This is a genomic window from Microbulbifer agarilyticus S89, assembly GCF_000220505.1.
GTDB lineage: Bacteria > Pseudomonadota > Gammaproteobacteria > Pseudomonadales > Cellvibrionaceae > Microbulbifer > Microbulbifer agarilyticus_B.
Map to the genome: position 1 here is coordinate 17785 of NZ_AFPJ01000043.1, position 25711 is coordinate 43495.

The following is a 25711-nucleotide window of genomic DNA, read 5'->3' on the forward strand; positions in this document are numbered from 1 at the left end:
TCGTCGCTTATTAGCTCTTTTTTGGGATGCGTTTAGTTTGTGTGTGCGTCGAGTGCTGGCAGGCACACATCGGCCCGCGGGGTTCACACAGGCGTTTTGGATTTTTCCGCGGGAATTTCTCGTACCAGGCGCGGTACCAGGTAACCGGGCAACTGCTGGCGCACACTCTCCACCAGCGCGCGCGCGCGGGCGTCTGTCACCTCAAAGTGGGCGGCACCCTGCACGTGATCCAGCTGGTGCAGGTAATAGGGCAGCACGCCATTGGCGAACAGTTTCTCCGAGAGCTCGGCCAGCGTGTCCGCGCTGTCGTTGACGTGTTTCAGCAGCACGGCCTGGTTGAGCAGGGTAACGCCGGCAGCGCGTAGGCGAGCAAGGGCAGCTGCGACTTCCTCGTCAATTTCATTGGCGTGATTGCAGTGCAGCACCAGTACGGGCTTGAGGCGGCTACGGGTAAACCAATCCAGCAGTTCGTCGTTGACGCGGGACGGCGCGACGATGGGCAGGCGGGTGTGGATTCGCAGCTTGTCGAGCTGCGGGATCTGCTGCAGCTCGCCCGCCAGCCAGGCCAGCTGGCGATCGCTCATCACCAGCGGGTCGCCACCACTTAAGATCACTTCGCGCAGGCCCTGCTGGGCGCGGATATAGTCCAGCGCCTGCTGCCACTGCTGGCGGTTCAAATGGTTGTCCGCGTAGGGGAAGGCGCGGCGGAAGCAGTAGCGGCAATTGACCGCGCACTGGCCGGCGGCAATCAGCAGCAGGCGGCCCTGGTATTTATGCACGACACCGGGCACCGGGTTGGCGTTGGCCTCCTCCAATGGGTCGTCGATGTAGCCCGGGCTGGGCTGCAGTTCTGCTGCGGTGGGCAATACTTGCAACAGCAGTGGGTCCTTGGGGTCACCCGGGCGGATACGGCTGAGGAACGGGCGCGGTACGCGCAGTTCGAAGGCGGCCGAGGCAGCACTCAGTTGGGGTAGCTGCTCAGCATCCAGTTGCAACAGCGCGAGCAGTTCCTGCGGGTCGCGCACCAGATCGCTCATTTCTTCCTGCCAGCGGCGTGGGCGCAGGATCTCCTCGCCGGAGGCGGCGATTTCGATGCTGCTGATTTCACGTGCGGGCTGGCGGTGCTGTATCATAGCGGGCTGTTTTTTTGGCGCGGTGGCCGTTGGCTACTGGATAGCCCCGGGTGGGGCGCGCGAAGTTTAATCAATTTGACGGCGTAATGCTGATATTTCGAGGAGCTCATGGCTAATTATTCCACTAACGAATTCAAAGGCGGCCTGAAGGTAATGCTGGACGGCGACCCCTGTTCCATTGTGGACAATGAGTTCGTGAAGCCCGGTAAGGGGCAGGCCTTCAACCGCGTGAAGCTGCGCAACCTGAAGACCGGTCGCGTGTGGGAGCGTACTTTCCGTTCCGGTGAGAGCCTGGAGAGTGCAGACGTGATGGACCGCGATATGGAATACCTCTACAACGATGGTGAGTTCTTCCATTTCATGGAGCCGGAGACCTTTGAGCAGCATCAGGCGGATGCGAAGGCGGTTGGCGATGCGGCGAAGTGGCTGAAGGAGCAGGATATCTGCGTGGTCACGCTGTACAACGGCGCACCGCTGGCAGTAACGCCGCCGAACCACGTGATTCTGGAAATCACCGACACCGATCCGGGTGTGCGTGGCGATACCGCGCAGGGCGGCACCAAGCCGGCGACCCTGTCCACCGGTGCCGTGGTGAAGGTACCCCTGTTCCTGGAAATCGGTGAGACCATCAAGGTCGACACTCGTACCGCGGAATACCTGGGTCGCGCGAAGGAAGACTAATCCTCCTTTGCTCAGCGATTCCGAAGGGCGAATACTCTGGTATTCGCCCTTTTTGGTTTTGGCCTGTATACGGTCCTCTGGACTTGTGGCGGCAAAGCAGTGAGCAGAAGTTTTTAGGACCGCTGTGAACCCATCCCTGGGCGCTTCGGCGCAAACATCCTGTTTGCGACGATCCTAAAAACTTCTGCTCACCACTCTGCCTTCGCCCGCAGATAACTCCGGTTGCCCGGCTAGACTGAATTCAATCTAAAGTATCCCCAATCGTATGTCCGATATTTCCCTCTGGCAGCCCACTGCCCCACTCGATAATCTCCGCCGCCGCGCCACCCTACTCGCGGATATCCGCCGTTTCTTCAGTGAACGCCAGGTGCTGGAGATGGAGGTGCCGATCCTGTCCCGTCGCGCCACCAGCGACCCGCATATCGATTCGATTACGGCGGACTGCAGCGGCGCGTCGGCGTTCCTGGCGACCAGCCCGGAGTTTGGCCTGAAGCGTTTGCTGGCAGCGGGTATGGGGGACTGTTATTACCTAGGCAAGGCGTTTCGCAATGGTGAGGCCGGGGGCCGCCACAACCCGGAGTTCACCATGCTGGAGTGGTACCGGGTGGGCTGGGACGATCATCGGTTGATGATCGAGGTGGGCGAGTTTCTGTCGTGGATGCTGAACATTTCCCGGGTGTGTTCCTATAGCTATCGTGCGCTGTTTTTGAAGTTTCTCGATATCGACCCGCACCGGGCGTCGCTGGAGGAGTTGAAGGCGGTTGTGGCGCGGGTGTTGGAGTTGTCGTTTGAGCCGGCGGATCGCGATGAGTGTTTGGACTTATTGATGAGCCACCATATCGAGCCGAACATGGATTCGTCAGACGAGCGTGGTATTACGCTGGTCTACGATTTTCCCGCGAGTCAGGCGGCGCTGGCGCGGGTGGAGGATGATGAGTTGGGGGCGCCGGTGGCGCGGCGCTTTGAGGCTTATGTGGCGGGGATGGAGCTGGCCAATGGGTACTGGGAATTAACCGATGCGGCGGAGCAGCAGCGCCGGTTTGCAGCGGATCAGCAATACCGTGCGGAGCATGGCAAGCCGGTGAATCCGTATGAGGAGCGTCTGGTCGAGGCCCTCGCCGCGGGCATGCCGAATTGCGCGGGGGTGGCGCTGGGGGTGGACCGGTTGTTAATTCTGGCCTGCGGGGCACAGCGTATCGAGGAGGTGATTGCGTTCCCGATCGAGCGCGCTTGATGGTTATTGCTGAGGCCCAACTGGTCAGGCGCTTGCGCGATCGTCACTGGCGTCGTCATTCGGCGCATCCTGTTGGAGACTGCTGGCGCCGCGCTCGGGGGTGAATACGTAGCTGGTGACTTCACCCACCGCGTAAAAACCGGTATCGAGCCACAGGTCCTGCTGGTCTTCTCCAACCAGTGCCACCGCGTGCTTGTGGTGGCTGTTCACGACTTCCCGCACCATTTGCTGGAACATGGCACTGCCCACTCCGTGTTCGCGGTATTCGGGCAGCGTCCACAGGTCGTAAAAACCGAGTGCGTCGGCGGAAGAAAACAGGCAGCCGGTAGCAACGGCTTTCCCTTCAAATTCACCGATGTGCATCTTCAAGCGGCTGTATTTATGTTCCGGTAGTTCGGACAGGTGTTTGTAGAATTTTTTGATTTGCGCGGCTTCCAGGTTGCAGCTCTGTGCTGCGGCAATCAGGTCACCGTAGGCGATGACGTCTTCCGCGCGCGCGACATTTTTAATCGCCAGCTTGTCATCGCGCTTCTCGTCCGGGGCCAGTTGTTTCACTTCCGCAGCCATGGCGATTAACGGCGGCTGGCGAACCAGGTGCAGTGCTGCCAGTGCTTCATCGTCCAGCGGTTTACTCGCACAGTGCCACAGGGAGAACGGGCTGTGGCGCTCGGCAAAGTAGTCCACCACGAAGCGTTGCAGGATGCGCGGCTGTGCCACCGAGTTGCTTATGACCTGGTTGAAGTGCGCAGAAAGGAGCCCGCTGTCGGTGCGCAGCAGGCCGGTGATTTCTTTGGTCTGATTGGGATTGGCCAGCCCGGCAAAGTACCCGGCTTTGGTTTCCAGGTTGCGGCAAACGAGGTTTTTGGCGCTGAGACTGTATTTCATGGTTACAGGATAGTCTTGCCGGTGCCCGGCTGGAATGAAACTGTGCAACCTGTGACAGCAGAATCAGCGCAACTGATCCACCTGCGATATGGCCATCTGATTCATGCTGATGGCGGGCTGGTCGCAGCTTGCCGTGCCAATCACTTTGGCGGGTACCCCGGCCACCAGGGATTTCTCGGGGATCGGCTTCAGTACCACGCTGCCGGAGGCGATCTGCGAGCAGGCGCCAATCTCGATATTGCCGAGGATCTTGCTGCCGGCACCAATCAGCACGCCGCAGCGCACTTTCGGGTGGCGGTCGCCACTTTCCTTACCGGTGCCGCCCAGGGTGACCGACTGCATGATCGATACGTTGTCTTCCACCACCGCCGTTTCGCCGATGACGATGCCGGTGGCGTGGTCGAGCAGGATGCCCTGCCCCAGTTCGGCGGCAGGGTGGATATCCACCCCAAAGACCACCGAGATACGGTGCTGGATAAACAGGGATAGTGAGCGCCGCTGCTGTTGCCACAGCCAGTGGGCCACGCGCCAGGCTTGTAGGGCGTGGTAACCCTTGAAGAACAGGAAGGGTTCGTACAGCGAGTGGCAGGCGCTGTCGCGCTGTTCAATCGCGGCCAGGTCGGCACGTGCCGCAGCGCCGATACGCGGGTCCGCCGCCAGTGCTTCGTCTATCACTTCGCGAATCAGCAGTGCCTGAGCCACCGGGCTGTCCAGTTTGTTTGCCAGATGGAAACTGAGGGCTGACTCAAGCGTGGCGTGATTCAGGATGGTGGCGTGCAGGAAGCTCGCCAGGATTGGCTCGCGCTCCACTTGCACGGCGACATCCCGGCGAATGCTGTCCCAGATTGGGTCTAGCTGGTCGAGTTGATTGGCGCTCGGCGTTACGTTTCCCATCGGCTAGGGCTCCTGTTTTCTCACTACGGCTTGCACGCTGTCTATACCGCGCCAAGCGTGAGGGGTGGCTCCTGCAGTGCGGAAAGCTGTTCGCGCAGAGCCAGAATATGTTCCGCCCAGTAGCGGGGCGTATTGAACCAAGGGAATGCCTTGGGAAACGCCGGGTCTTCCCAGCGTCGCGCCAGCCAGGCGGCGTGGTGCATCTGCCGCAGGCAGCGCAGTGGTTCTACCAGCTGCAGCTGGGCCGGATCAAAAGAGTAGAAGGTTTCATAGCCTTCGACCACGGTATCCAGATAAGCGGTTGCCTCAGCGCGGTCACCGGAAATCAGCATCCAGATATCCTGGATCGCCGGCCCCTGCAGGCAGTCGTCCAGATCCACGAACCAGGGCGTATCGTCCCGCCATAGGAAGTTGCCGCTGTGGCAGTCGCCGTGTAGCCGCAATGTGGGCCATTCCTGCTCCAGCCGCGGGGTAATCTGTTCGATGATATGGGCCGTGGTAGTGGCGTAGGCCTCCACGTTCTCTGGCGGCAAAAAGTCCCCGGCAAGAATCGCTGCGCGGCTGTCGATAGCGAAGCGCTGCAAACTCAACTGTGGGCGGTGCGCGAAGGGGCGCGCCGCACCAATGGCGTGAATCCGCCCGAGCATGGTGCCCACCTGTTCCAGGTGGTCAAAATTATCCAACTCGATCTGGTGGCCGCCGCGGCGCGGAAACAGTGCGAAGCGAAACCCGTGGGCTTCCAGCAAGGTGGTGCCATCGAATTCCAGCGGTGCCACCACGGGTATCTCGGCTGCCGCGAGCTCCAGGGAAAATGCGTGTTCCTCGAGGATTTGCGCGTCACTCCAGCGCCCCGGGCGGTAGAACTTGGCGATTAATGGTTGCGCCTCGTCGATGCCCACCTGATAGACGCGGTTCTCGTAACTGTTGAGCGGGAAAATACGCGCGTCAGACAGCAGGCCCACGCTCTCCGCGCAGTCGATTACCCGGTCGGGGGTAAGCGCGTCGTAGGGGTGTGACGATTCGGTCATGGGGGCTCCGCTGAGCACGGTGGGGCTCGGATCAAATGGGGGCGCTATGCTAACGCGGATGGACTAGCGCACCAACTGTTCATGGGGACTTACCGGTGTTGCTGGTGAGTGGGAAATCGGCAGGAGAATTGGCGTGAAATACATTTTTGAGGTGCAGATAAAACCGGGCTTCCGTGCGGAACAATACGCCGATGCCTGGGTGCGCGCATCGGAACTGATCCAGCAGGCGCCGGGGGCGCGGGGCACCGAACTGCACCGCATGATTGGCGAGCCGGATAAATTGATCGCGATTGCACATTGGGAATCCAAGACGCAGCGCGATGCGATGCAGGAAAAGCATAATCCGGAGATCGACAGCATTATTCGCAGTGCTGCCCCTTTTGTGGAGATTCGGGTGCTCGGCTCCTACGAGGAACCGGAGTGGGTGGTTACGCCGCCGAACAGCGAGGAGTAATCGGCAACTTTATGGTACCGGACAGAAAAAAGGACGCCCTGAAAACAGGGCGCCCTCGTTATTTGCGAATTGCGGTAAATTCGCGCGCAGCGCTAGCGCCGCTTAGTTGCTGTACCAGTAGGCATCCAGGGTCACGCCACTGGCACCGCGGCGAGAGCCCTTGAGGCCAATATGCCAGGTGCCCGCTGCCGGGTTGCTGATGGTGCAGCTCTCATTGTTACCACCACCGGTGTCGCGACAATCGTACTGGTTGTTTGCAGGGTTGGCGCCAAGGCGCAGGTACAGGTCCAGGTTGCCGCTACCACCGGAAGTCGAAACTTCCAGGCTGGTCGCGCCGGCTGGCACATCAATGGTGTAGTACTCCCATGCACGTCCAGCGACGCTGATATTGCTCTCGCTAAAGCCATCGCTGCTCGGGCCGCCGCTGCCATCGCTGACGGTGACCGATTGGGTGCTGCTGTCGTTTGCGCCATCGTCGTCGGTAACCGTCAAGGTGACAGAGTAGGTACCGGCAGCACCGTAGCTGTAGCTCGGGTTGGCATCGGTTGAGCTGCCGCCATCACCAAAGTCCCAGCTGTGGCTGACAACACTGCCATCGCTATCGCTACTGCCATCGGTGAAGGTTACGAACAGATCCGAAGCGTTAAAGGTAAAGCTCGCGTTCGGTGCCTGATTGGTGGGGGTGCCACCGCCACCGACCGCATCAATCGCGGCACTCGCGTCAATAATGCCCGCACCACATCCGCCGGAGCAGGCGCCGGGCAAGGCACGCGCGGTCGACTTGAGTGCGCTTTCAACCTGAGCCGGGGTAACGCCGCCATTGGCCGCGTACATCAGCGCGGCAACGCCCGCTACATGGGGCGCAGCCATGGAGGTGCCCTGGTAGTAGACGTAAGACTCTGCGCCCGGACCGGTAGTGCCATCGTTCAGGGTGGAAGCGACACCGTGGGTTGCATCGTAAGCGACGTCCCCACCGGGGGCACTCACGTCGACGGTGCTACCGAAGTTGGAATAATACGCGCGGGCACCGAAGCGCTCGGTCGCTGCAACAGAAATCACATTGTTGCAGCTGGCCGGGCGATAACCGGCAGCATCGTCATCGCTGTTGCCGGCACTGACAACAACCGTCGAGCCGTTGGCGACCGCGGTGTTGATTGCACTCTGGTAGGTGGAGTCACAGGCGCCGGCCCCGCCGAGGCTCATATTGATCACTTGCGCCGGGTTTGAATTCACCGGTACGCCAGCCACGTTGCCGCCGGAAGCCCACACGATTCCGTCGGCAATATCCGACAGATAGCCACCACATTTACCCAGCACGCGCACCGGTACTACTTTGGAGTCGAAGGCAACGCCGGCTACGCCTTTGTTGTTATCGGTCACAGCCGCTACCGTGCCGGCAACATGGGTACCGTGCCAGCTGCTGTCCTGATCCTGGGGCGGGTTGAAAATGCCGCATTCGTTGCGTGTAACCGCATCACCCGGGTCGGACGGATCCGCGTCGCGGCCGTCACCATCGTTGGATACAAAGGTGTCATCGATAAAGTCATAGCCGGGCAGGATATTGGCGTCCAGATCCGAGTGATACACATACCCGGTATCGAGCACTGCAACGGTTATTCCTGCACCGGTTTGCTTGTCCCACGCTGCCGGCAAATTTATGCCGCCGGTGGCTTCGTAATAGTGCCACTGTACGTTATAGAAGGAGTCGTTGGGTGTAAATTGCGGAAGCATCAGCGCATCTTCTTCAACGGAGAGCACATTGGGATCCGCTTCCAGCGCGGCCCGAAGTTTTTTCAGCTGGCCCGGGGCCATGCGCTTTTCCAACCGGAATACCTGGCGGTCCGGCAACGCCATTTTGCGCAGATGTCCCATCTTTACGCCGCCGCGGTTGGACAGGGTGTTTGCCTGTGACTGCCAATCGCGCACCTGCGTGTCTTTGTAGCGCACGATCAGGCGTTGCGGGACGTTGGAGAAATCTCCGTCGGCAGCAACCTGTGCGATTGCTTGCGAGTGATTGCCGAGTAACCCCAGCGCGGTGATTGCCGAAATGGCAGCAAGTGAGTACCCCTTCAGAATGGATTTCATTCTTATTTTTCTCCCCGTATAAGGATCTATGTTTGGGTGGTGTGCTGAGTTGCAACGGACTGCTGTTGGCAGGGCTACTGTTCAGCAAAACTTGCGCCAGTACGGGTCGCCGGTAAGGCATTCCGTATTGGAAAGCCGCAAGCTCGGCGTTGCTTAAACGTCGATGTATGACTGTAAGCGAAATGCAGTTCGCGAATGTCAGACACTGGTCACGAGGTTGGCAAGCTTTACGCGCCAAAAAGTGTAATATCGTGAAATGAGGATTTGGGTGGCAGATGTCGGACGAGTGTCGCCTGAAAACACTATTTATGCAGGTCGAGAAGGTGTTTGCAGAGAAGAAAGAAAGCGGAGAGCGCTACAGCAATCGGAAGCCCCTCCACCTGCACCGGCAGGTAAGAGGGGCTGAGATTTGCTGGCAAAAACGGCGCAGCGAAAATTAAATCGCGATTTTTTCCAGCGCCAGGCTACCGATGGAGTAGCCAGCGCCGAAGGAGCAGATCACCCCTTTGCTGCCCACCGGCAGATCGTCGTTATGCAAATTGAACGCGATGATGGAGCCCGCACAGCCGGTATTGGCGTACTGGTCCAGGACGATAGGTGCGCGCTCGGGGGAAGCGTCATTGCCCATCAGCTTTTTCGCAATCAATAAGTTCATATTGATGTTTGCCTGGTGCAGCCACCAGCGATTGACTTCATTCGGTTCGAAACCCAGCGCCTGCACCTGGCTCTCCAGATGCGCGGCTGCCATCGGGCAGACTTCCTTGAATACCTTGCGCCCGTTCTGGCGGAACAGCTTGCCCTCACCAAATGGGTCCACATCCGCAGCGCGCGCGGTGTAACTGAAGTTGGAGCGAATATTGTTAGAGAAAACAGTTTTGGCCTTGGTGCCGAGAATTTCCCAGGCGCTGTCGGTATTGCAGCTTTCCTTGCGCTCCACCACGGTGGCCACCGCCACATCGCCGAAAATAAAGTGGCTGTCGCGATCAGAAAAGTCGATCTGTGGTGACGCCAGTTCCGGGTTAATTACCAGTACCGATTTGGCCGAACCGGAACTGATCGCATCCACCGCGCGCTGCAGCGCGAAGGTGGCGGAAGAGCAGGCCACTTCCATATCGAAGGCAAAACCGTCGATGCCCAGCGCAGACTGGATCTCGATGGAAATCGCCGGATAGGCGCGTTGCATATAGGACGCGCCCACAATCACCGCATCAATGTCTTGCGGTTTCTTGTTGGCTTTTTCCAGGGCCAGCTTGGCCGCGTTCAAACCCATCTCCGCCTGCAGGCACAGTTCCTCATCGGCGCGCTCTGGCAGGTAAGGACGCATACGCTCCGGATCGAGGATGCCCTCTTTGCTAATGACGTAGCGATTCTTGATGCCGGACGCTTTCTCGATGAATTCCGCGGAAGAGAAAGACTTGGCTTTTACCTGGCCGGACTCAATGGCATCGGCATGTTCGCGATTAAATTTTTCCGCGTGGGCATTCAGCGCCTCCACCAGCTCTTCATTGCTGATGGCCTCAGGCGGAGTCCACAGACCGGTGCCGCTGATCACGATGCCGCGAGGCAATTGGAATTCACTCATGTTTCTGGGTCCCATCATCCTGTGCATCGCACCCGTAAGCCCTGCGAGTAAACGGGCGATAAAGGGCGCGCTCTACTTGTAACGTTAGCAGCCGGTGGATTTTTGCGCAGCGGCCGCGAAAAGGGCGACTATTTTGGCGCCTAGAGTCACATTGGTCTATGAATAGGAACGGGAGTCTAACGAGTCATTGGGGGATATTGGCTGACTGCTAGGGGGTTCTGGCCAAGGCGAAAACACTGACCCGCGCGGCCCCCGCGGCAAGCAGCGACTGGGCTGCCGCCTCCTGGGTGGCGCCGGTGGTAATGACATCATCCACCAGGCCTACATGGAGGTTTTGCACCTGCGGTTCGGCGGCAAAACTGTGGGTCAGGTTCTTGCGTCGCTGGGCGCGCGTGAGGGTCTGCTGGCTGTCGCTGGCGGCAACTTTGCGCAGCGCACCCGGGGCCACCGGCAGGCGCCAGTGGTGGCCGAAGATGTCGGCGATCAGCTGTGCCTGGTTGTAACCCCGGCCGATTAATTGCTTGCGCCAATGCATGGGGATTGGCACCAGAATGTCGACGCGCGGAGCCAGTTGGATGTGCGGGTAAAGCGCCTGTGCCGCCAGTTCTGCCAGCGTGCGCCCAGCGGCGAAGTCGCGCTGGTATTTGAAGCGCTGCACCAGCTGCGCGACCGGATAGGCGTAGGACCAGCAGGCGACGCTCGCGGCCTGCGGGGGCGGGCGTTGAATGCAGGCGGCACAGTGTCGGTCCTGTGTTTCCGGCAGGGGCAGTGCGCAACGCGCACAGGCATGACCCAGCGTCGGAAGGTCGTGCTGGCACGGCGCGCAAACCCCGGCCTGTACCTCGTCGCCGGAGCCGCATAACAGGCAGCGGGCGAGGTGTTTGTCGAGCGGGTGGGTGAGCGCCTGACCCAGTAATCGCAATAGCGGCACCGCAATCCTCCCTGACTGCAGACTTGTAAACCGGAATCGGTTCTCTTGGTTGACAGCGAAGGGGCCACCGCTACACTGACAGCCTTTCGCGCACGATTTACCTGCAAAAACCAAGAACAACGCGGCGCGGGCTCCTGTCCGCAGCCGATCGACGGCGAAACCCCTATTGAGTCTCGTCGTCTGAGGAGAGTAATCCCAGTGACCGCCAACCCGCAAATGTCTTCCGCCTCGTCCACTTACGGTGAGGTACGCCACGACTGGAGCCGCCAGCAGGTACTCGACCTGTTTGCGCTGCCGTTCAACGATCTGCTGTTTACCGCGCAGATGGTGCATCGCCAGCATTTCGACGCTAACCGGGTTCAGGTGAGCACCCTGTGTTCGATCAAAACCGGCGCCTGCCCGGAAGATTGCACCTACTGCCCGCAAAGTGCTCGTTACGATACCGGCCTCGAGCGCGAGAAACTGATGAAGGTGGAGAAGGTGCTGGAAGAGGCGCGCGCAGCCAAGGCCAGTGGCGCGACCCGCTTCTGCATGGGCGCCGCGTGGCGCTCACCCAAGAACAAGGACATGCCCTACGTCACGCAGATGGTGAAGGAAGTAAAGGCCCTGGGCATGGAAACCTGCATGACCCTGGGCATGCTGAGCGACGAGCAGGCCAAGGGCCTGGCCGAAGCGGGTCTGGATTACTACAACCACAACCTGGATACGTCGCCGGAATACTACGGTGACATCATCACCACGCGCACTTACGAAGACCGCCTGAATACTTTGGCAAATGTGCGCGCGGCGGGCATGAAGGTGTGCGCCGGTGGCATTATCGGCCTCGGCGAAGAGGAAAAAGACCGCGCGGGCCTGCTGATGCAGCTGGCCAACCTGTCCGAGCACCCCGAGTCGGTGCCCATCAACATGCTGGTAAAAGTTGCCGGCACGCCGCTGGAAAACAACGAAGACCTGGATCCGTTCGAGTTTATCCGCTGCATCGCGGTGGCGCGTATCATGATGCCGAAGTCCCACGTGCGCCTGTCCGCCGGTCGCGAATCCATGAACGACGAGATGCAGTCCCTCGCCTTCCTCGCCGGTGCCAACTCGATTTTCTACGGCGAAAAACTGCTGACCACCGGTAACCCGGAAGCCAACGAGGACATGCAATTGTTCAAGCGCTTGGGCATCAAGCCGGAGGAATACCAGCAGTATGAAGATGAGTCCGCAGTGGAAGCCGAGCTGCAGGCAAAGATCTCCGAACAGGAATCCGACCCCTTCTTTTACGACGCCGCCAAGGCGTAAGTTCAGTTGTTGCTGTGACCGCCGTGGTAAATAGCCTGCAGGAATTTCTCGATACGCGCCTGGCGGAACGCCGGGCGCAGCAGCTGTACCGCAGACACAAAGTCCTCGCGGCTGCCCCGGGGCCTGTGGCCGAGGTAGATGGCCGTACCCTGGTTACCTTCAGCAGTAATGATTATCTCGGCCTTGCCACCCACCCCGACGTAATTGCCGCGCAGCAGCGCGGTGCCGCGCTGGGTGCCGGGGCCACCGCCTCCCATTTGGTCAATGGCCACTTCGATATCCACCAGCAACTGCAAAACAAGATTGCCGAAGTTACTGGCCGCGAAGCGGCGCTGCTGTTCGGCAGCGGCTATATGGCCAACGTTGGTGTCATCAATGCGCTGGTGGGCCGCGGTGATTTTGTGGTGCAGGATAAACTCAACCACGCCTCACTGATTGATGGCGGGCGCATCTCCGGCGCCCAGTACCTGCGCTTTGCCCACAATGATCTGGAAGCGTTGGAAGTTCAGCTGCGTCGCGCACGGGAAAAAAACAGCGGAAAAATTCTGCTCGCGGTGGATGGCGTATACAGCATGGACGGCGACACCGCGCCGCTTGTGCAGATGGCCGCACTTTGTCAGCGCTATGACGCCTGGTTGATGGTGGATGAAGCTCATGGTTTCGGCGTGATGGGAAGTCACCAAAACCCCAGCGCCGGCAGTGCCGCTGCCGCCGGGCTGGACCAGCACAACGCGCCCATCATTATGGGGACTCTCGGCAAAGCGGCCGGCAATGCTGGCGCCTTTGTCGCGGGCTCAAAAGCGCTGATCGAATACCTCACCCAGTTTGCCCGCACCTATATCTACACCACCGGTATGCCGCCGGCGGTGGCTGCAGGGTGCCTGCGCGCGCTCGAGCTGATGCAGCAACAGCCGTTGCGCGAGACCTTGCAGCAGCGCATTGATTATTTCCGTCAGTGCGCCGCGACGCTCCAGTTGCCGCTGGAAAACTCCACCAGTGCCATTCAGCCCCTGGTGCTCGGCTGTGAGCAAGCCGTGCTCGCCGTCGCCGAACGATTGCAGGAAGCGGGCTTTCTGGTGGGCGCTATTCGTCCACCCACGGTACCTGCGGGCACCGCCCGTTTGCGCATCACCCTGTCCGCTGCACACAGCGAGGCGCAGATCGATGGCCTGCTGCATGCACTGGTTCAGGCACTGCGCGCGGTGGAGGCACCGGCGTGAGGTGTTCAATGGGCGAAATTAAAAGCCTGGCGCTGATTCATGGTTGGGGCGGCGACTCCCGTTGCTGGCAGCCGTTGCTGGAGCAGTGGCAATCCGTTGCCGGTACTTTCAATGGCACTTTTAATGGCCCCTTCAACGGCCCCTTTGCTGGCCCCGTCGTAAATATAGATTTGCCGGGCTTTGGTGCGCGTATTCACGAGTCCTGGCCGCAAACCGAAACCCTGCTTGCCGAACTGGAAGCACAGCTACCGGAGGATTGCCTGCTACTGGGCTGGTCCCTGGGTGGGATGCTCGCGGTGCAGCTTGCCGAACGCAGCAAGCAGGTTGGGAGCGACAAGGTGCGGGCACTGGTGACCATCGGTGCCAACGGACGCTTTGTCGCCTCCGATGGCTGGCCGGCGGCCATGCCGGAAACGGTATTTAGCGATTTCTGCCGCGCCCAGCATGAAGCGCCGGGAAAAAATATGCAGCGTTTTGCCGGCTTGCAGGCGCGCGGAGATTCCGCGATGCGCGGCTTGCTGAAAACGCTGAGGGCCGAGGTCCCCGCAGCGGTCCCGCAAAGCTGGTCGCAGGCCCTCGAATGCCTGGGTAGCCTGGATAACCGCGGACTATTGGCGGTGCCTGCAGTGCCAACGCTGCACCTGTTTGGTGAAGGTGACGCGCTGGTACCAGTTGAGGCCGCGAGTGCGTTGGAAGTGTTGGGTGCGTCGTGCAAGGTGATCCCGCAAGCCGGGCACTGCCCGCACCTGAGTCGTCCCGCGCAAGTCGCGGAGATTATTCGCGACTTTGTCGGTAATTCACTTAGCGACTCTATTTTCGGCTCTGCTTCTAACTTTGCCGCACCGCTGGAAAAGTCTGCCGTGGCGCGAGCCTTCGGCCGTGCGGCCGAGAGTTATGATGCCGCCGCTCACTTGCAGCGCGCGGTCTGTCGCGAGCTGCTTAGCCGCGCCCCGGAGCACTGTTCCCCAAGACGTATTCTCGATCTGGGCAGTGGCACCGGTTACGGTAGTGAGCTGCTGCGCAAACGCTTCCCCGAAGCGGAAATTATTGCGCTGGATCTCGCCCCACAGATGTTGCAGTTTGCCCGCGCACACCGCCCGGTCAGCAACGCGTATGTGGCGGCAGATGCAGAACAATTGCCACTGGCGGATGATTGCATTGATCTGGTGTTTTCCAGCTTTGCCCTGCAGTGGTGTTACCGGTTGCCGCAGCTGTTTGCGGAACTACGCCGGGTGCTGGCGCCCGACGGTGACGTACTCATTTCCACGCTGCTACCGGGAACGCTCAAAGAGTTGGAGGCTAGCTGGAAGGCCGCAGATGACGCGGTGCATGTGAATCGCTTCCTGCCCGAGAGTGACTGGCACAGTGCCTGTGTGGCCAATCATCTGCAAACAACGACCGCAGTCGAGCAGCGGGTATTGCATTTCGAAGATGTGAAATCGCTAATGCGGGAACTTAAGGGCATTGGTGCGCACAATGTGAATCGTGACGCGGGCAAGGGGCTGCTGAGTCGCGCGAAATTGCGCAAGCTCACCGACGCCTATGAGCGCGAACGCACCGACGTAGGACTGCCAGCGACCTATGAGGTGTTGTATTTACAGTTGGCGCATGCAGCCGCTGCTGTTTCAGCCCTTGATGCTCTTGATGCCCTCGCGCCGGGTTAAGCGTTGGCGCAATTACTCTGCTAATCCTTGGGAATAAATCCCACCACCCGCGTGGGCCCACCACTGCCGCCGCGGATTTTCATCGGTAGTGCAATCAGGGTGAAGCCCTTCTCCGGTAGCGCCTGCAGATTGGTGACATTTTCCAGTGCGGGAACATTGCGTTTGAATAATTCGCGATGTGCCTTGAACAGTTTCGACGCGCCATAGTCGATACTCGGCGTGTCCAACCCTACCGCTTTTATGCCGCGCGCGTCGGCCAAAAATATCGCCGCCTCGGGTGACAGTCCGGGAAAGTTCAGTTTATCTACCGCCGCCTTACCGCGCTCTGCGGTACCCAGATATTTCACCGGGTCTGGCCAGTACTGCGCACTCCCGGTATCAAATAGCACGATCGTGTCTCTCTCGAGCTTGCCGTGTTGCTGCTCCCAGCGCTCTATGTCGGCAACGCTGATCAGGTAGTTTCTATTGGCACCCTTGCCTGCTTGTGGAATTTGCCCTGCGACCCGAATGACTACGGCGGGCCCGATCAGTTGCTGCAACGGTATCTGATCCACGCTTTGCCGCCCGCGACCGAAATGCACCGGGGCATCCACATGGGTACCGCCGTGCTCGGCTGCCGCCAGGTTATACGCGGAATAGTAATACCCCTTGTCGGTTTCCCCGGCAAACACCGTGTGTTTGTTAAATTTGTCGGCCGTGGGCCAGTAAAGAGTGTCCTCAGCAAAATCGTGGGACAGGTCCACCCAGCGGCCCTTGGGGAACCCTTCTGCGAGCGCGAAGCTCGCCCAGCAGAGCGCAATCACCACCGTGAGGTGGCAGGCGCCAGGCCAGAGAGTGCGCCAGAGAAAGCGCCAGGGAAGACGACAAATGTAGTTCCATGAAGCGGTGAAAAGTGTGGGCCTGTTGCGCAATGTTCTCTCCGTTGTTGTCATTTTTCGAGCTGCCGGGCCTTGAATCCATACCGTGCTGCGCAGATAGTGGTGTGCAGTTATGCGACCGATATAGGGACATCACAGCCTTTGAAAGCCTATACCAAAGCACCGCCTCTGCCAGTGGATCGAGCCCGTGCGCTGGTGCTGGCGCGCCAATTTGTGCAGCAGCCGTGGCCCGGCGATATCGCTGGCCTGATCGCCCATCTTGGCGCCTTGCAGCTGGATGCGATTCAGGTAATTACCCGTGCCCATTTGCACCAGTTGCATGTGCGCCTGCCCAAGCCTGATGAAACCAGGTTGATCCAGATGCTGGATAGCGCGGAGCGTGAACGCCGGGTATTCGAGTACTGGTCCCACGCCGCCGCCTATTTGCCCATGCAGAGCTATCGCTTTGCCCGCGTGCGTATGGATCGTATTCGCGAAGGGCAGAAACACTGGTTCGAAAAAAACGCAAAGCTGTGCCGCTTTGTGTTGGACCGAATTCGTGCGGAGGGGCCGCTAAAGGCCAGTGACTTTGTGCGTACAAAAGGTGGCTGGTGGAGCTGGAGCGAGGAGAAGAAGGCGCTCGAACAGCTTTTCCATGAGGGCGAGTTGATGGTGAGCCACCGCGAGGGCTTTCAGAAGGTGTTTGACTTGCCCGAGCGCCTGCTGCCGTCGCAGGTCGAGACGACAGCGGCGAGCGAAGCAGAGTACGGCCGCCACCTTGTACGTAGCTTTTTAAACGCCCAGGGAATTGGTCGGGCGACGGAAATGTCGTATTTACGTAAACATGACAAGCCGTTGATCAATGATGCCGTTGTGCAGATGAAAAGAACCGGGGAGCTGCTGGAGGTGGGCACGGAGCTGATGCTCGCCGAAGAGTTGGACTGCGAGCCACCGGTGGTGCCGCGCAAGGTGCGGCTGCTGTCCCCGTTCGATCCGCTGGTGTTGCAGCGCAAACGCCTGAAGCGTTTGTTTGATTTTGATTACCAGCTCGAGTGCTACGTACCCGCGGCCAAGCGCAGGTATGGCTATTTCTGCCTGCCGATTTTGTACCGGGATGGGTTTGCTGGTGTCGTTGATCTGAAGGCGGATCGCAGTGTGGGGCGTTTGCGGATTAAGGCGTTGCACTGGCGAGAGCAACCGCGGGCAGGACTATTGTCCGGATTCAACAAGGCCCTCGCAGACTTCGCTCGTTTTCATGGGCTTGTCTCCGAGGGCCTGTAAACCGAAATGGTTTTTCGTCGGTGATTACACCTGAACCACCACATAGACCTCGCGGCCATCGCGCTGGGTCGGCATAAAGTAGTGGCCGCCGTAGCGGTAGTACTGGATACCGTTGATTACCTCGGCGGTGTAGCCGACCGGCAGCTCGTTGACCACCTGACCCGGTGAGTAGGCGGAGTGTGTTGCCCCTACAGCTGGGGCTGCGGTTACGGTCGCGACCGGTGCTGGAACCACCACGTAGCGATTCATATGCGGACGCCACTGGTAATAGGAAGCCCCATACTGGTAGTAGGTGAGCCCGCCGATCTGCACGCGTACCGCACTGCCGGGCAGGGTCAGTACGGCCGCGCCCAGTGGCGCATCGACCACGACGAATCCGCGAGGTGCCGGGCGGTAGTAATAGCCACCGGAGTAGTAATAGGGCACCCCACCCACGGCGAGGTTTACGTAACCCGCCGGCAGGATCGGCACGGTCACTCCAACGCTGATGCGCGGCCCACGAAAACGGGGGCCCCAATAGCCGCGCCCGTACACTGGGCGGAACCGTGGTCCATAAGCCGGAAAATGGCCGTGGTGATGACCGCGGTGGCCTGGGTGCGCCTCCGCCGGTGCGGCAAATGCAAAGGAAAGCAGGGCCGCGAGACCAGCTCCCAGCAAAAGGTATTTAGCCGCTTGTTTCATGAATTCCCCCGCGAGCGAGTACTTACTATCTGTGCAAATAATAAACGCTTTTGGGGGTTCTTTCTAGCGAGCGATGGCGCGTCATGGTTAAGAATTGTCAGTTCAGCTGGCGTTCAGGTTACGTTGGACTATGCCCATCAGCTTGTACAGCAGTTGCGCCGCGCCGAACTCGTAGGCGTGGAAGCCGCGAATGGGCGCGAATTCCAGCAGGTCAAAGCCAATGATCTCACGCTGTTTGGCCACGGATTCAAACAGGTTCAAGGTCTGGTACCAGCCGAGACCACCGGGTACTGGGGTGCCGGTGGAGGGGAAGACCGATGGGTCCATGCCGTCGATGTCCAGGGTGAAGAACACTTTGCTGGGAAAATCCTGGGGCAGCTCGATGGATTGGATCTGGGTGGGTACCAGTTCGTGGGCGTCCATGTAGCCCACGCCGTATTGTTTGCGTGCCTCGATTTCTTCTTCGCAGTAGGCGCGGATGCCTAGCTGATACAGAGGGATGCCCGCTTCGCACACCAGGCGCATGACACTGGCGTGACTGTGTTTGTGACCTTCGTATCGGTCCCGCAGGTCGGCGTGAGCATCGATCTGCACCACGCCGAAGTCTTTAATCCCTGCGTCGAGGTAGCCTTTGATAATGCCCCATGTGACCGAGTGTTCGCCGCCGATACCAACGGGCATTTTACCGAGCTGCAGAATTTCGCTGGTGGCTTTGGCAATGTTCTCCATTACCTGCTCTGCTGGGCCGTCAACATCCACCGCTTTGCGCGTGTAGATCCCGAGGTCACAGGGCGACGAAAAATTGTCGAAGGTCTCGAGCTGGTGGGATGCTTCAATGATTGCCGCTGGTCCTTTGCCGGTCCCGCCTCCGTAGGAGACGGTCTCCTCGTAGGGGATCGGTAGGATATGGAACAGTGCCTCTTCGGGTTTGGGTTGTTCGATTTCGGAGCCGAGGAAAATATTGGGATCTTCAGTATGCATGAGATTTAGCCAGTGATTCTTGGTTTCACAGTTCCAGGTTGAGGGACCCATAAGGACGTTTTATGGCGGCCAAATGCTGGGGATCTATTTTCAAAACCGCTGTGAACCCATCCCTGGGCGCTGCGGCGGCGCCGTCCATGGCGCCGACGCTTTTGAAAATAGATCCCCAGCATTTCGCCTTCGCTTTACAGCCCAATACTTCGGAACCAAAAAAGTTGTTAATTGGCATTGAAGCCAAAATCGAAGGGATAGTGCCGGGTGCAGGTTTTTGGGAGCGTCGCAAACAGGATGTTTGCGCCGCAGCGCCCAGGGATGGGTTCACAGCGGTCCCAAAAACCTGCACCCGGTGCTATACCGCCACGGCTCTGAGGTAGAGCAAATGCGAGGAAGCAACTTTATGACAGCCGCCCTTTGAAGTCCTCATAGCCAAACTCTCTGACCATTCGGAGTTCATCCGTATCTGAATTCCACAGCGCAATCGAAGGCAGCGGAATTCCATTAAACGTGTTGGTTTTCACCATGGTGTAATACGCCATCTCCTCAAACACCAAACGGTCGCCGATATTCAATGGCTCGGCAAAACTGTATTCACCAATCCGATCCCCCGCGAGGCAGCTCTGTCCGCCCAGCAAATAGGCATGGGGCAATTCCTGCGGTAGGCTGGCACCGGTAATTTCCGGGCGGTAGGGCATTTCGATTACGTCGGGCATGTGGCAGGTCGCGGATACATCCAAAATCGCCTGTTGCTTGCCATTCCAGGTTAGATCGATAACTTCGCCCACCAGCACACCACAGAATAGGGCTACCGCTTCACCAGGCTCGAGATAAACCTGCACATTGTGTTTTTGCGAAAACCCCTTAACTGCGTCAATAAGTGCCTCCACCTGATAATCCCTGCGGGTAATATGGTGACCGCCGCCGAAGTTGATCCACTCCATCTGTGGGAGCAGATCGCCAAACTTTTCTTCCACCGCTGCAATCGTACGTTGCAGGGGTTCGAAGTCCTGCTCACACAAGGTATGGAAGTGCAGGCCGCTGATACCCGTCAGGTCTTCCCCATCAAATAGTGAGCGTACGATACCGAGGCGCGAGCAGGGGGCACATGGGTCATAAATCGGGGTGTGGCCTTCCGAATGCTCCGGATTGATGCGCAGGCCAAAGCGCAACTCTGGCCGTTGCTGTTGTGCTTCGAGACACATGGCTTTGTAGCGTTGCCACTGCGAAAACGAGTTGAAGATAACGTGGTGGGCAAACCCAAGGATTTCTTCCAGCTCCTGCTGTTTGTAGCCTGCGCTGAAGACATGCACTTCCTTGCCGAGATCCTTGCCGCCGTACTCCTCGAAGCCCAGTTTTGCCTCGTTAATGCCACTGGCACAGGTGCCGGACAGGTACTCGACAACAATGTGCCCGACGCTGAACATGGAGAAGGCTTTCAGTGCGGCGAGCACCTTGGCACCGCTGCGCTTCTGCACATCGGCCAGTACCTCGAGGTTGTCGCGCAGCGCAATCTCATCCACCACAAAGCAGGGGGTGGGCACCCGGCTGGGGTCGAATTCGCCAAAGTAGTCTCGACGGGGTGTCAGGTCCATAAATCAATTCTTGCGCTGGAGTGCGAGAGCCCCGGGCCACGCGAGTAGGCGCCCGGGCTTGCAGTGTTGTGTCTGTTACAGAAATGGTTTGTCGAGCCAGGTTTCCTGCCAGGGAAGCCCGTATTTGTTCAGGTCGTCCATAAATGGATCCGGATCCAGCTGTTCCATATTCCACACCCCGGGCTTCATCCACTTGCCTTCCATCATCATCTTGGCGCCGATCATGGCTGGTACGCCGGTGGTATAGGAAATCGCCTGGGACTGAACTTCCTTGTACGCTTCTTCATGGTCGCAGATGTTGAAGACATAGTAGATCTTGTCATCTCCGCCGCCCTGCGGGGTACCCTTGATGATGTTGCCGATACAGGTTTTGCCTTTGGTTAGGGGGCCCAGGCTCGCCGGATCCGGTAACAGCGCCTTGAGGAATTGGATGGGTACAATCTGTTGCCCCTGGAACTCCACTGGCTCAATGCTGGTCATGCCCACGTTTTGTAACACCTCCAGGTGCTTCAGGTAACTGGCACCGAAGGTCATCCAGAAACGCGCACGCTCGATCTCAGGATAATGCGTGGACAGTGATTCCAGTTCCTCGTGGTACAGCAGGTAGAGGTCTTTTTCACCAATACCTTCGGGAAATTCAAATACCCGCTTTTCTTCCATGGGTTTGGTGGTGACCCATTTACCATCTTCCCAGTAGCGGCCATTCGCGGTGATCTCGCGGATATTGATCTCCGGGTTGAAGTTGGTCGCAAATGGCAGGCCGTGGTCACCCGCGTTGCAGTCGAGGATGTCCAGGGTCTTGATGCGGTCAAAGTGGTGCTTTTTCGCATAGGCGGTAAACACACTGGTCACACCCGGGTCGAAGCCACTGCCGAGCAATGCCATCAGGCCGGCTTTTTCAAAACGGTCCTGATAGGCCCACTGCCACTTGTATTCGAATTTTGCCTCTTCCGGTGGTTCGTAGTTGGCGGTGTCGAGGTAGTGCACACCGGTTTCGAGGCACGCGTCCATGATGTGCAAATCCTGGTAGGGAAGTGCCACATTGATGACCATGTCCGGTTTGACTTTTTCGATCAGCGCGACCATTTCCCCAACGTTATCTGCATCGACTTCGGCAGTATCAATTTTCCGCGGCAGCATCTCTGCGATCTTGTCACACTTGGATTTGGTGCGGCTGGCGAGGGTAATATTTTCAAATACTTCTTCAACTTGTGCGCACTTGTGCGCGACTACCTGACCGACGCCGCCGGCGCCGACAATCAGAACGTTGGCCATTTCTTTCTCCCTGTTCCTGATAGTGGGAAAACCAAAAGTTACTTTTCGAAGTAGGTGTATCCGCTCATGCTGGCGGTATACGTATGCAAAATATCTTTACGCTGTTGCGGGGTGATACGCTTCTCCTTGACCGCACGCTCCGCGAGTTTGCGGAAACGCTCGAACAAATCCTGCGGCGAATACTCCACATAACTCAGAACATCGGCGATGCTGTCGCCGTGAATTTCCCGGCTGTAATCGACTTGCCCGTCGTCATCAATGCGCACACTTACCACATTGGTGTCGCCAAACAGATTGTGTAAGTCGCCAAGTGTCTCTTGATAGGCACCCACCAGAAAAGTGCCCAGAATATATTCTTCGCCGTCCTTCAATGGGTGCAGGGGGAGAGTCTTTCGCTCGCCCTGCCGGTCGATAAAGCGGTCGATCTTGCCGTCGCAATCACAGGTAATGTCTGCAATGATCGCCGAGCGCGTGGGTGCCTCATTCAGCCGGTGAACCGGTACCAGTGGGAACAGCTGCTCGATCGCCCAGATATCCGGCAGAGACTGAAAGACACTCATGTTCGCGTAATAAATGTCGGACAGAACCTCTGGCAGCAACTCGAGATCTGCCGGTATCTGGTCAACTTCATCGAGCAACTTGCGAATTTTCTGTGCGCACTGCAGGAACAGGTTTTCCGCCAGCGCGCGGTCGCGCAGGCTTACCTGGCCGTGCAGATACAGCGCGCGTATCTCATCGCGGTAGTAGAGCCCATCGTTGTAACTTTCCTGCAAATTTTTCGACGACACACTTTCCAGTGCTTCCTTCAAATTCTTCAGCATCAGATGTGCGTCGCTCGCGATGCGGTCATCTTCCAGTTCGATGGGTTCGAAGCTGGTGGTGTCGAGAATGTTGAAGAGCAGGACCGATGAATAGGCGACCGTCGCGCGACCAGACTCGGTGATGATGACCGGGTGCGTCACACCCTCGCTGTCGAGGGTCTCCATAATCGCTTCCACCACGTCCACACAGTACTCGTCAAGCGAGTAATTCTTGGAGTGGGTGTAGTTCGTCTTGGAGCCATCGTAGTCCACTGCGAGGCCGCCGCCGAGGTCCAGGTACCCCATGGCTGCGCCTTCTTCCACCAGGTCTGCGTAGTAGCGGCAAGCCTCCAGTACACCGGTACGAATATCACGGATATTCGGCACCTGTGAACCCAGGTGGTAATGCAGTAGCCGCAGGCAATGCAGCATGTTGTGATCGCGCAACTTGTCGACCATTGCGATCAGATCGTTACTACCCAGACCAAAAATACTGCGGTCACCACTGGTGGCATTCCAGTAGCCGCCCACCTTGCTTGCCAGTTTTACCCGCACACCGATATTAGGTTCAATGTTTTCCCGCTCCGCGCAGTGAATAATGGTGTCCACTTCCGAGGGTGTTTCCACCACGAAAAACACCTGCACACCAAGACGCTGGGCCTGTAGGCCGAGGTTGATAAATTCCTCATCTTTATAGCCGTTGCAGACAATAAGCGCATCGGTATTGTCGAGAATCGACAGCGCGGCAATGAGCTCCGCCTTGCTGCCCGCTTCTAACCCATGACCAAAGTTGCGCCCGGCGCGGGCAATTTCTTCAATCACTTGGCACTGCTGGTTGACCTTGATGGGAAACACGCCACGGAACACATTGTTGTAACCACAGCTGTCGATCGCACTGCGAAAGGAGTTGTTGATGCGTGCGATCTGCGCGTCGAGCAAGTTTTCGAAGCGCACCAGCAGCGGCATACCTAATCCGCGCTCGGTGGCACCGTGGGCGATATCCAACAGCGATACTGCATGCAGGTCGCCGGCATCATTTTTCACTTCAACCGTGATTTCACCGCTTTGGTTCAGATTGAAGTAGCCAGCACCCCAGTTGCGGATGCCGTAGAGCTCTGCGGAGTCTTCGCAGGTCCAGTTGTCGATCTGTTGTTGCTTCATGGCGCCTGTTAACTTTGGGCAAATATTGGATGGAACCCGGTGCCGTATTCGGGGCGCGAATCTTGGGGTTTGATTGTGTGGAAATCAATAAGAAATGAAAAGAAATTGCGGATAAATCAACAAGGTTAAAACTAAATTTTTATTCGGTTTTTTATTCACTTTTTGCATATCGCGCTTGAGTAGAATTCAAGCCGTCAGATCTGGCGCAAGCTGCCGAATTCGTAGCAATAAAAAAGGCGACTCGAAAGAGTCGCCTGGGGAAGTAACCGAATATTAATTCGGTTGTTGGGGTTGGAAGTTAGAGAAAGCCCGGGTTGGCAACCACTACATATCCGTGGCGGTGATGGTCCCACTGGTAGTAGGTGTCGTAGGCAACAAAGTAATTCAGGCCGTTAAAGCTGACACTGTAGGCAGTGCCTGGCAGGGTGCGTACAAAGGCGCCGACTGGAGCCTGCGCTACGACATAACCGGCACCGTAAGGGCGGTAAAAAATACCATCGCTAAAGTAGTAACCCAGGCCGCCAAGGCTCAGACTCACATAGGAAGTGGGCAAACGCTTCCAGCGGTAACCATAGCCAAAGTGTGCCGGACGCCAGCGATGCTCGTGCGGGCGGTAATGTGGCCGGTGATGTGGGCGATGATGCGGCTTGTAGTGTGGCTTGTGACGGGGCTTGTGGTGCCCACGGTAGTCCACATACTTGTAATCCTGATAGTACTTGCGGTCGTGCTTGTGCGCCTTGCGCTCATGCCTACGCGCTTTGCGCTCGTGCTTGCGCGCCTGTTGTTCGTGTTTGTGTGCCTTGCGCTCGTGTTTACGCGCCTGGTGCTTATGGTATTGCTTGTTGTCGTGGTGGCGATCGTCCCGGTCGGCAAGGGCGGGCACCGTCGTCAGTAACAAGCTGGCGGTGGCAAGCGCGGTGATCAGTACTTTCATGGTCATGCTCCTCAGCCATCCGTGTGGCTGACTCTGTGGCCCTATAAAAAGGCTTCTCGATAACGTGGGGGCCAGTTTGCCCTGCGTACACTGAATCTTTCCTGAACCGGCTGCCAAAAACGCTCCGGGCGACCAAAACCGAATGTGACCAATGCGTCCAGATTTGTTCGGGGTCCCTGCTGAAGGTAAGATGCCGCGCAACTAACCACTTGGCGGAACCCCGGCAATGCAAGTTTTTCATCACGTGGCCAGCCTGCGCGAGGCGCTGGCCGAGGCCCGTCGCGATGGCAAGACCATCGGATTCGTGCCCACCATGGGCAATCTGCACGACGCGCACATCGAACTGGTCAATCTGGCCCGTGAGCAGTGTGATGTCGTGGTGGTGTCGATCTTCGTCAATCGCCTGCAGTTCGGACTCAATGAAGACTGGGATACCTACCCGCGTACCATGCAGGCGGATATGGCCAAGCTGCGTGTGGCCAGCTGTGATTACCTGTTCCACCCGGATGAAGCCGAAATCTACCCGAATGGCATGGACGAACAGACCAAGGTCATTTGTCCGGCCATGACCGATGTGCTGTGTGGCGCGAGTCGCCCGGGACACTTTGAAGGCGTGACCACGGTGGTGGCGAAGCTGTTCAACATCGTGCAGCCAAACAAGGCGGTATTCGGCATCAAGGACTTTCAGCAGTTGGCGGTGATCCGCCGTATGGTGGAAGACCTGTGTATTCCGGTGGAGATTGTGGCTGCGCCGGTACACCGCGAAGAGGACGGCCTGGCGATGAGCTCGCGCAACGGTTACTTGAGCGAAGTGGAGCGTCCACGGGTGGCGATTCTCAACCAGTCGCTGATTTGGGTGAGCGATGAGATCAAGTCTGGCCGCAAGGATTTCGCGGCGCTGGAAGACGAGGCGCGGGCGAAGATTGAGCAGGCAGGTTTCAAGGTGGATTACTTTTCCATCTGTAACAGCAAGGACCTGCAACCGGCCGCCCACGACGACAGTGAGATCACGATTCTCGGTGCTATGTACACCAGCGGTGCGCGCTTGATCGACAATGTTTCCTTGAGTGTGTGAAG

At 58.3% G+C, this 25711-nt stretch carries 22 protein-coding genes; 8 read left to right on the forward strand and 14 right to left on the reverse strand.

Annotated elements, in window-relative coordinates:
- Positions 1–83 precede the first annotated feature (83 nt).
- Positions 84–1133 (reverse strand): EF-P beta-lysylation protein EpmB, encoded by a 1050-nt coding sequence (epmB, locus tag AS89_RS0113705; RefSeq protein WP_010133268.1) that lies wholly within the window; start codon positions 1131–1133, stop codon positions 84–86.
- A gap of 108 nt (positions 1134–1241) precedes the next feature.
- Between epmB and efp the strand changes: the two genes are divergently transcribed.
- Together efp and epmA are read left to right on the forward strand one after the other, a co-directional pair.
- Positions 1242–1814: an elongation factor P gene (efp, locus tag AS89_RS0113710; protein WP_010133269.1), complete on the forward strand. Its 573-nt coding sequence runs from the start codon at positions 1242–1244 to the stop codon at positions 1812–1814.
- 265 nt (positions 1815–2079) lie between these two features.
- Entirely contained in the window at positions 2080–3048 is a 969-nt protein-coding gene (gene epmA, locus AS89_RS0113715; RefSeq protein ID WP_010133270.1) for an EF-P lysine aminoacylase EpmA, read from the forward strand.
- A 24-nt stretch (positions 3049–3072) separates the two neighbouring features.
- Here epmA and AS89_RS0113720 read toward each other — a convergent pair whose 3' ends face one another.
- From AS89_RS0113720 to AS89_RS0113730, 3 genes are all read right to left on the reverse strand, one after another.
- Positions 3073–3933 (reverse strand): GNAT family N-acetyltransferase, encoded by an 861-nt coding sequence (locus AS89_RS0113720; protein ID WP_010133272.1) that lies wholly within the window; start codon positions 3931–3933, stop codon positions 3073–3075.
- A 63-nt stretch (positions 3934–3996) separates the two neighbouring features.
- On the reverse strand, positions 3997–4827 hold the full coding sequence (gene cysE / locus AS89_RS0113725; RefSeq protein ID WP_010133273.1) for a serine O-acetyltransferase: 831 nt from the start codon (positions 4825–4827) through the stop codon (positions 3997–3999).
- A 41-nt stretch (positions 4828–4868) separates the two neighbouring features.
- Positions 4869–5855 carry a serine/threonine protein kinase gene (locus AS89_RS0113730; RefSeq protein WP_010133274.1) on the reverse strand — a complete coding sequence of 329 codons (987 nt, stop codon included), beginning with the start codon at positions 5853–5855 and terminating at the stop codon, positions 4869–4871.
- A 133-nt stretch (positions 5856–5988) separates the two neighbouring features.
- Between AS89_RS0113730 and AS89_RS0113735 the strand changes: the two genes are divergently transcribed.
- Positions 5989–6309 carry an antibiotic biosynthesis monooxygenase family protein gene (locus tag AS89_RS0113735; protein WP_010133275.1) on the forward strand — a complete coding sequence of 107 codons (321 nt, stop codon included), beginning with the start codon at positions 5989–5991 and terminating at the stop codon, positions 6307–6309.
- 102 nt (positions 6310–6411) lie between these two features.
- Here AS89_RS0113735 and AS89_RS0113740 read toward each other — a convergent pair whose 3' ends face one another.
- The 3 genes from AS89_RS0113740 to AS89_RS0113755 all read right to left on the reverse strand — a co-directional run bounded on the left by AS89_RS0113740 (position 6412) and on the right by AS89_RS0113755 (position 10907).
- Positions 6412–8394, reverse strand: coding sequence for a S8 family serine peptidase (locus AS89_RS0113740; RefSeq protein WP_010133276.1), 1983 nt, complete (start codon positions 8392–8394; stop codon positions 6412–6414).
- Between the two features lie 436 nt (positions 8395–8830).
- Positions 8831–9976 carry a beta-ketoacyl-ACP synthase III gene (locus AS89_RS0113750; RefSeq protein ID WP_010133277.1) on the reverse strand — a complete coding sequence of 382 codons (1146 nt, stop codon included), beginning with the start codon at positions 9974–9976 and terminating at the stop codon, positions 8831–8833.
- Between the two features lie 208 nt (positions 9977–10184).
- Positions 10185–10907: a ComF family protein gene (locus tag AS89_RS0113755; protein WP_010133278.1), complete on the reverse strand. Its 723-nt coding sequence runs from the start codon at positions 10905–10907 to the stop codon at positions 10185–10187.
- A gap of 216 nt (positions 10908–11123) precedes the next feature.
- Between AS89_RS0113755 and bioB the strand changes: the two genes are divergently transcribed.
- Genes bioB through bioC form a run of 3 tightly spaced genes read left to right on the forward strand, consistent with a single transcriptional unit; the run spans position 11124 to position 15075 of the window.
- Complete coding sequence (bioB, locus tag AS89_RS0113760) at positions 11124–12191, forward strand: biotin synthase BioB (protein ID WP_029250042.1); 1068 nt, start codon at positions 11124–11126, stop codon at positions 12189–12191.
- Between the two features lie 14 nt (positions 12192–12205).
- On the forward strand, positions 12206–13411 hold the full coding sequence (gene bioF / locus AS89_RS0113765) for an 8-amino-7-oxononanoate synthase (RefSeq protein ID WP_010133280.1): 1206 nt from the start codon (positions 12206–12208) through the stop codon (positions 13409–13411).
- Between the two features lie 8 nt (positions 13412–13419).
- Positions 13420–15075 carry a malonyl-ACP O-methyltransferase BioC gene (gene bioC, locus AS89_RS0113770; protein ID WP_010133281.1) on the forward strand — a complete coding sequence of 552 codons (1656 nt, stop codon included), beginning with the start codon at positions 13420–13422 and terminating at the stop codon, positions 15073–15075.
- A 20-nt stretch (positions 15076–15095) separates the two neighbouring features.
- Here bioC and AS89_RS0113775 read toward each other — a convergent pair whose 3' ends face one another.
- On the reverse strand, positions 15096–15986 hold the full coding sequence (locus AS89_RS0113775; protein WP_202798406.1) for a cyclase family protein: 891 nt from the start codon (positions 15984–15986) through the stop codon (positions 15096–15098).
- A 108-nt stretch (positions 15987–16094) separates the two neighbouring features.
- Here AS89_RS0113775 and AS89_RS0113780 point away from each other — a divergent pair, with 108 nt between their 5' ends.
- Entirely contained in the window at positions 16095–17213 is a 1119-nt protein-coding gene (locus tag AS89_RS0113780; RefSeq protein ID WP_010133283.1) for a winged helix-turn-helix domain-containing protein, read from the forward strand.
- A gap of 24 nt (positions 17214–17237) precedes the next feature.
- Here the strand turns inward: AS89_RS0113780 and AS89_RS0113785 are convergent, their stop codons facing one another.
- The 6 genes from AS89_RS0113785 to AS89_RS18265 form a co-directional block, all read right to left on the reverse strand.
- Positions 17238–17894 (reverse strand): DUF6515 family protein, encoded by a 657-nt coding sequence (locus tag AS89_RS0113785; RefSeq protein ID WP_010133284.1) that lies wholly within the window; start codon positions 17892–17894, stop codon positions 17238–17240.
- Between the two features lie 102 nt (positions 17895–17996).
- Complete coding sequence (gene speB, locus AS89_RS0113790; RefSeq protein ID WP_010133285.1) at positions 17997–18875, reverse strand: agmatinase; 879 nt, start codon at positions 18873–18875, stop codon at positions 17997–17999.
- A 395-nt stretch (positions 18876–19270) separates the two neighbouring features.
- On the reverse strand, positions 19271–20464 hold the full coding sequence (gene nspC, locus AS89_RS0113800; protein ID WP_010133287.1) for a carboxynorspermidine decarboxylase: 1194 nt from the start codon (positions 20462–20464) through the stop codon (positions 19271–19273).
- 75 nt (positions 20465–20539) lie between these two features.
- Entirely contained in the window at positions 20540–21739 is a 1200-nt protein-coding gene (locus AS89_RS0113805) for a saccharopine dehydrogenase family protein (RefSeq protein WP_010133288.1), read from the reverse strand.
- Positions 21740–21777: 38 nt separating this feature from the next.
- Positions 21778–23700 carry a biosynthetic arginine decarboxylase gene (gene speA / locus AS89_RS0113810; protein ID WP_010133289.1) on the reverse strand — a complete coding sequence of 641 codons (1923 nt, stop codon included), beginning with the start codon at positions 23698–23700 and terminating at the stop codon, positions 21778–21780.
- A gap of 298 nt (positions 23701–23998) precedes the next feature.
- Positions 23999–24634 (reverse strand): DUF6515 family protein, encoded by a 636-nt coding sequence (locus AS89_RS18265; protein WP_010133290.1) that lies wholly within the window; start codon positions 24632–24634, stop codon positions 23999–24001.
- A 226-nt stretch (positions 24635–24860) separates the two neighbouring features.
- On the opposite strand from AS89_RS18265, the gene panC reads away from it, so the two are divergent.
- Positions 24861–25709 carry a pantoate--beta-alanine ligase gene (panC, locus tag AS89_RS0113820; RefSeq protein ID WP_010133292.1) on the forward strand — a complete coding sequence of 283 codons (849 nt, stop codon included), beginning with the start codon at positions 24861–24863 and terminating at the stop codon, positions 25707–25709.
- Positions 25710–25711 lie beyond the last annotated feature (2 nt).

What these genes read in the sequence shown, in the direction of transcription:
- efp (WP_010133269.1), top strand. Translation starts at nt 1,242, where the DNA reads ATGGCTAATTATTCCACTAACGAATTCAAAGGCGGCCTGAAGGTAATG.
- speA (WP_010133289.1), bottom strand. Translation starts at nt 23,700, where the DNA reads ATGAAGCAACAACAGATCGACAACTGGACCTGCGAAGACTCCGCAGAG.
- AS89_RS0113805 (WP_010133288.1), bottom strand. Translation starts at nt 21,739, where the DNA reads ATGGCCAACGTTCTGATTGTCGGCGCCGGCGGCGTCGGTCAGGTAGTC.
- AS89_RS0113740 (WP_010133276.1), bottom strand. Translation starts at nt 8,394, where the DNA reads ATGAAATCCATTCTGAAGGGGTACTCACTTGCTGCCATTTCGGCAATC.
- epmB (WP_010133268.1), bottom strand. Translation starts at nt 1,133, where the DNA reads ATGATACAGCACCGCCAGCCCGCACGTGAAATCAGCAGCATCGAAATC.
- bioB (WP_029250042.1), top strand. Translation starts at nt 11,124, where the DNA reads ATGTCTTCCGCCTCGTCCACTTACGGTGAGGTACGCCACGACTGGAGC.
- nspC (WP_010133287.1), bottom strand. Translation starts at nt 20,464, where the DNA reads ATGGACCTGACACCCCGTCGAGACTACTTTGGCGAATTCGACCCCAGC.
- AS89_RS0113730 (WP_010133274.1), bottom strand. Translation starts at nt 5,855, where the DNA reads ATGACCGAATCGTCACACCCCTACGACGCGCTTACCCCCGACCGGGTA.
- speB (WP_010133285.1), bottom strand. Translation starts at nt 18,875, where the DNA reads ATGCATACTGAAGATCCCAATATTTTCCTCGGCTCCGAAATCGAACAA.
- cysE (WP_010133273.1), bottom strand. Translation starts at nt 4,827, where the DNA reads ATGGGAAACGTAACGCCGAGCGCCAATCAACTCGACCAGCTAGACCCA.
- epmA (WP_010133270.1), top strand. Translation starts at nt 2,080, where the DNA reads ATGTCCGATATTTCCCTCTGGCAGCCCACTGCCCCACTCGATAATCTC.
- bioC (WP_010133281.1), top strand. Translation starts at nt 13,420, where the DNA reads ATGGGCGAAATTAAAAGCCTGGCGCTGATTCATGGTTGGGGCGGCGAC.
- AS89_RS0113750 (WP_010133277.1), bottom strand. Translation starts at nt 9,976, where the DNA reads ATGAGTGAATTCCAATTGCCTCGCGGCATCGTGATCAGCGGCACCGGT.
- panC (WP_010133292.1), top strand. Translation starts at nt 24,861, where the DNA reads ATGCAAGTTTTTCATCACGTGGCCAGCCTGCGCGAGGCGCTGGCCGAG.
- AS89_RS0113720 (WP_010133272.1), bottom strand. Translation starts at nt 3,933, where the DNA reads ATGAAATACAGTCTCAGCGCCAAAAACCTCGTTTGCCGCAACCTGGAA.
- AS89_RS18265 (WP_010133290.1), bottom strand. Translation starts at nt 24,634, where the DNA reads ATGAAAGTACTGATCACCGCGCTTGCCACCGCCAGCTTGTTACTGACG.
- AS89_RS0113785 (WP_010133284.1), bottom strand. Translation starts at nt 17,894, where the DNA reads ATGAAACAAGCGGCTAAATACCTTTTGCTGGGAGCTGGTCTCGCGGCC.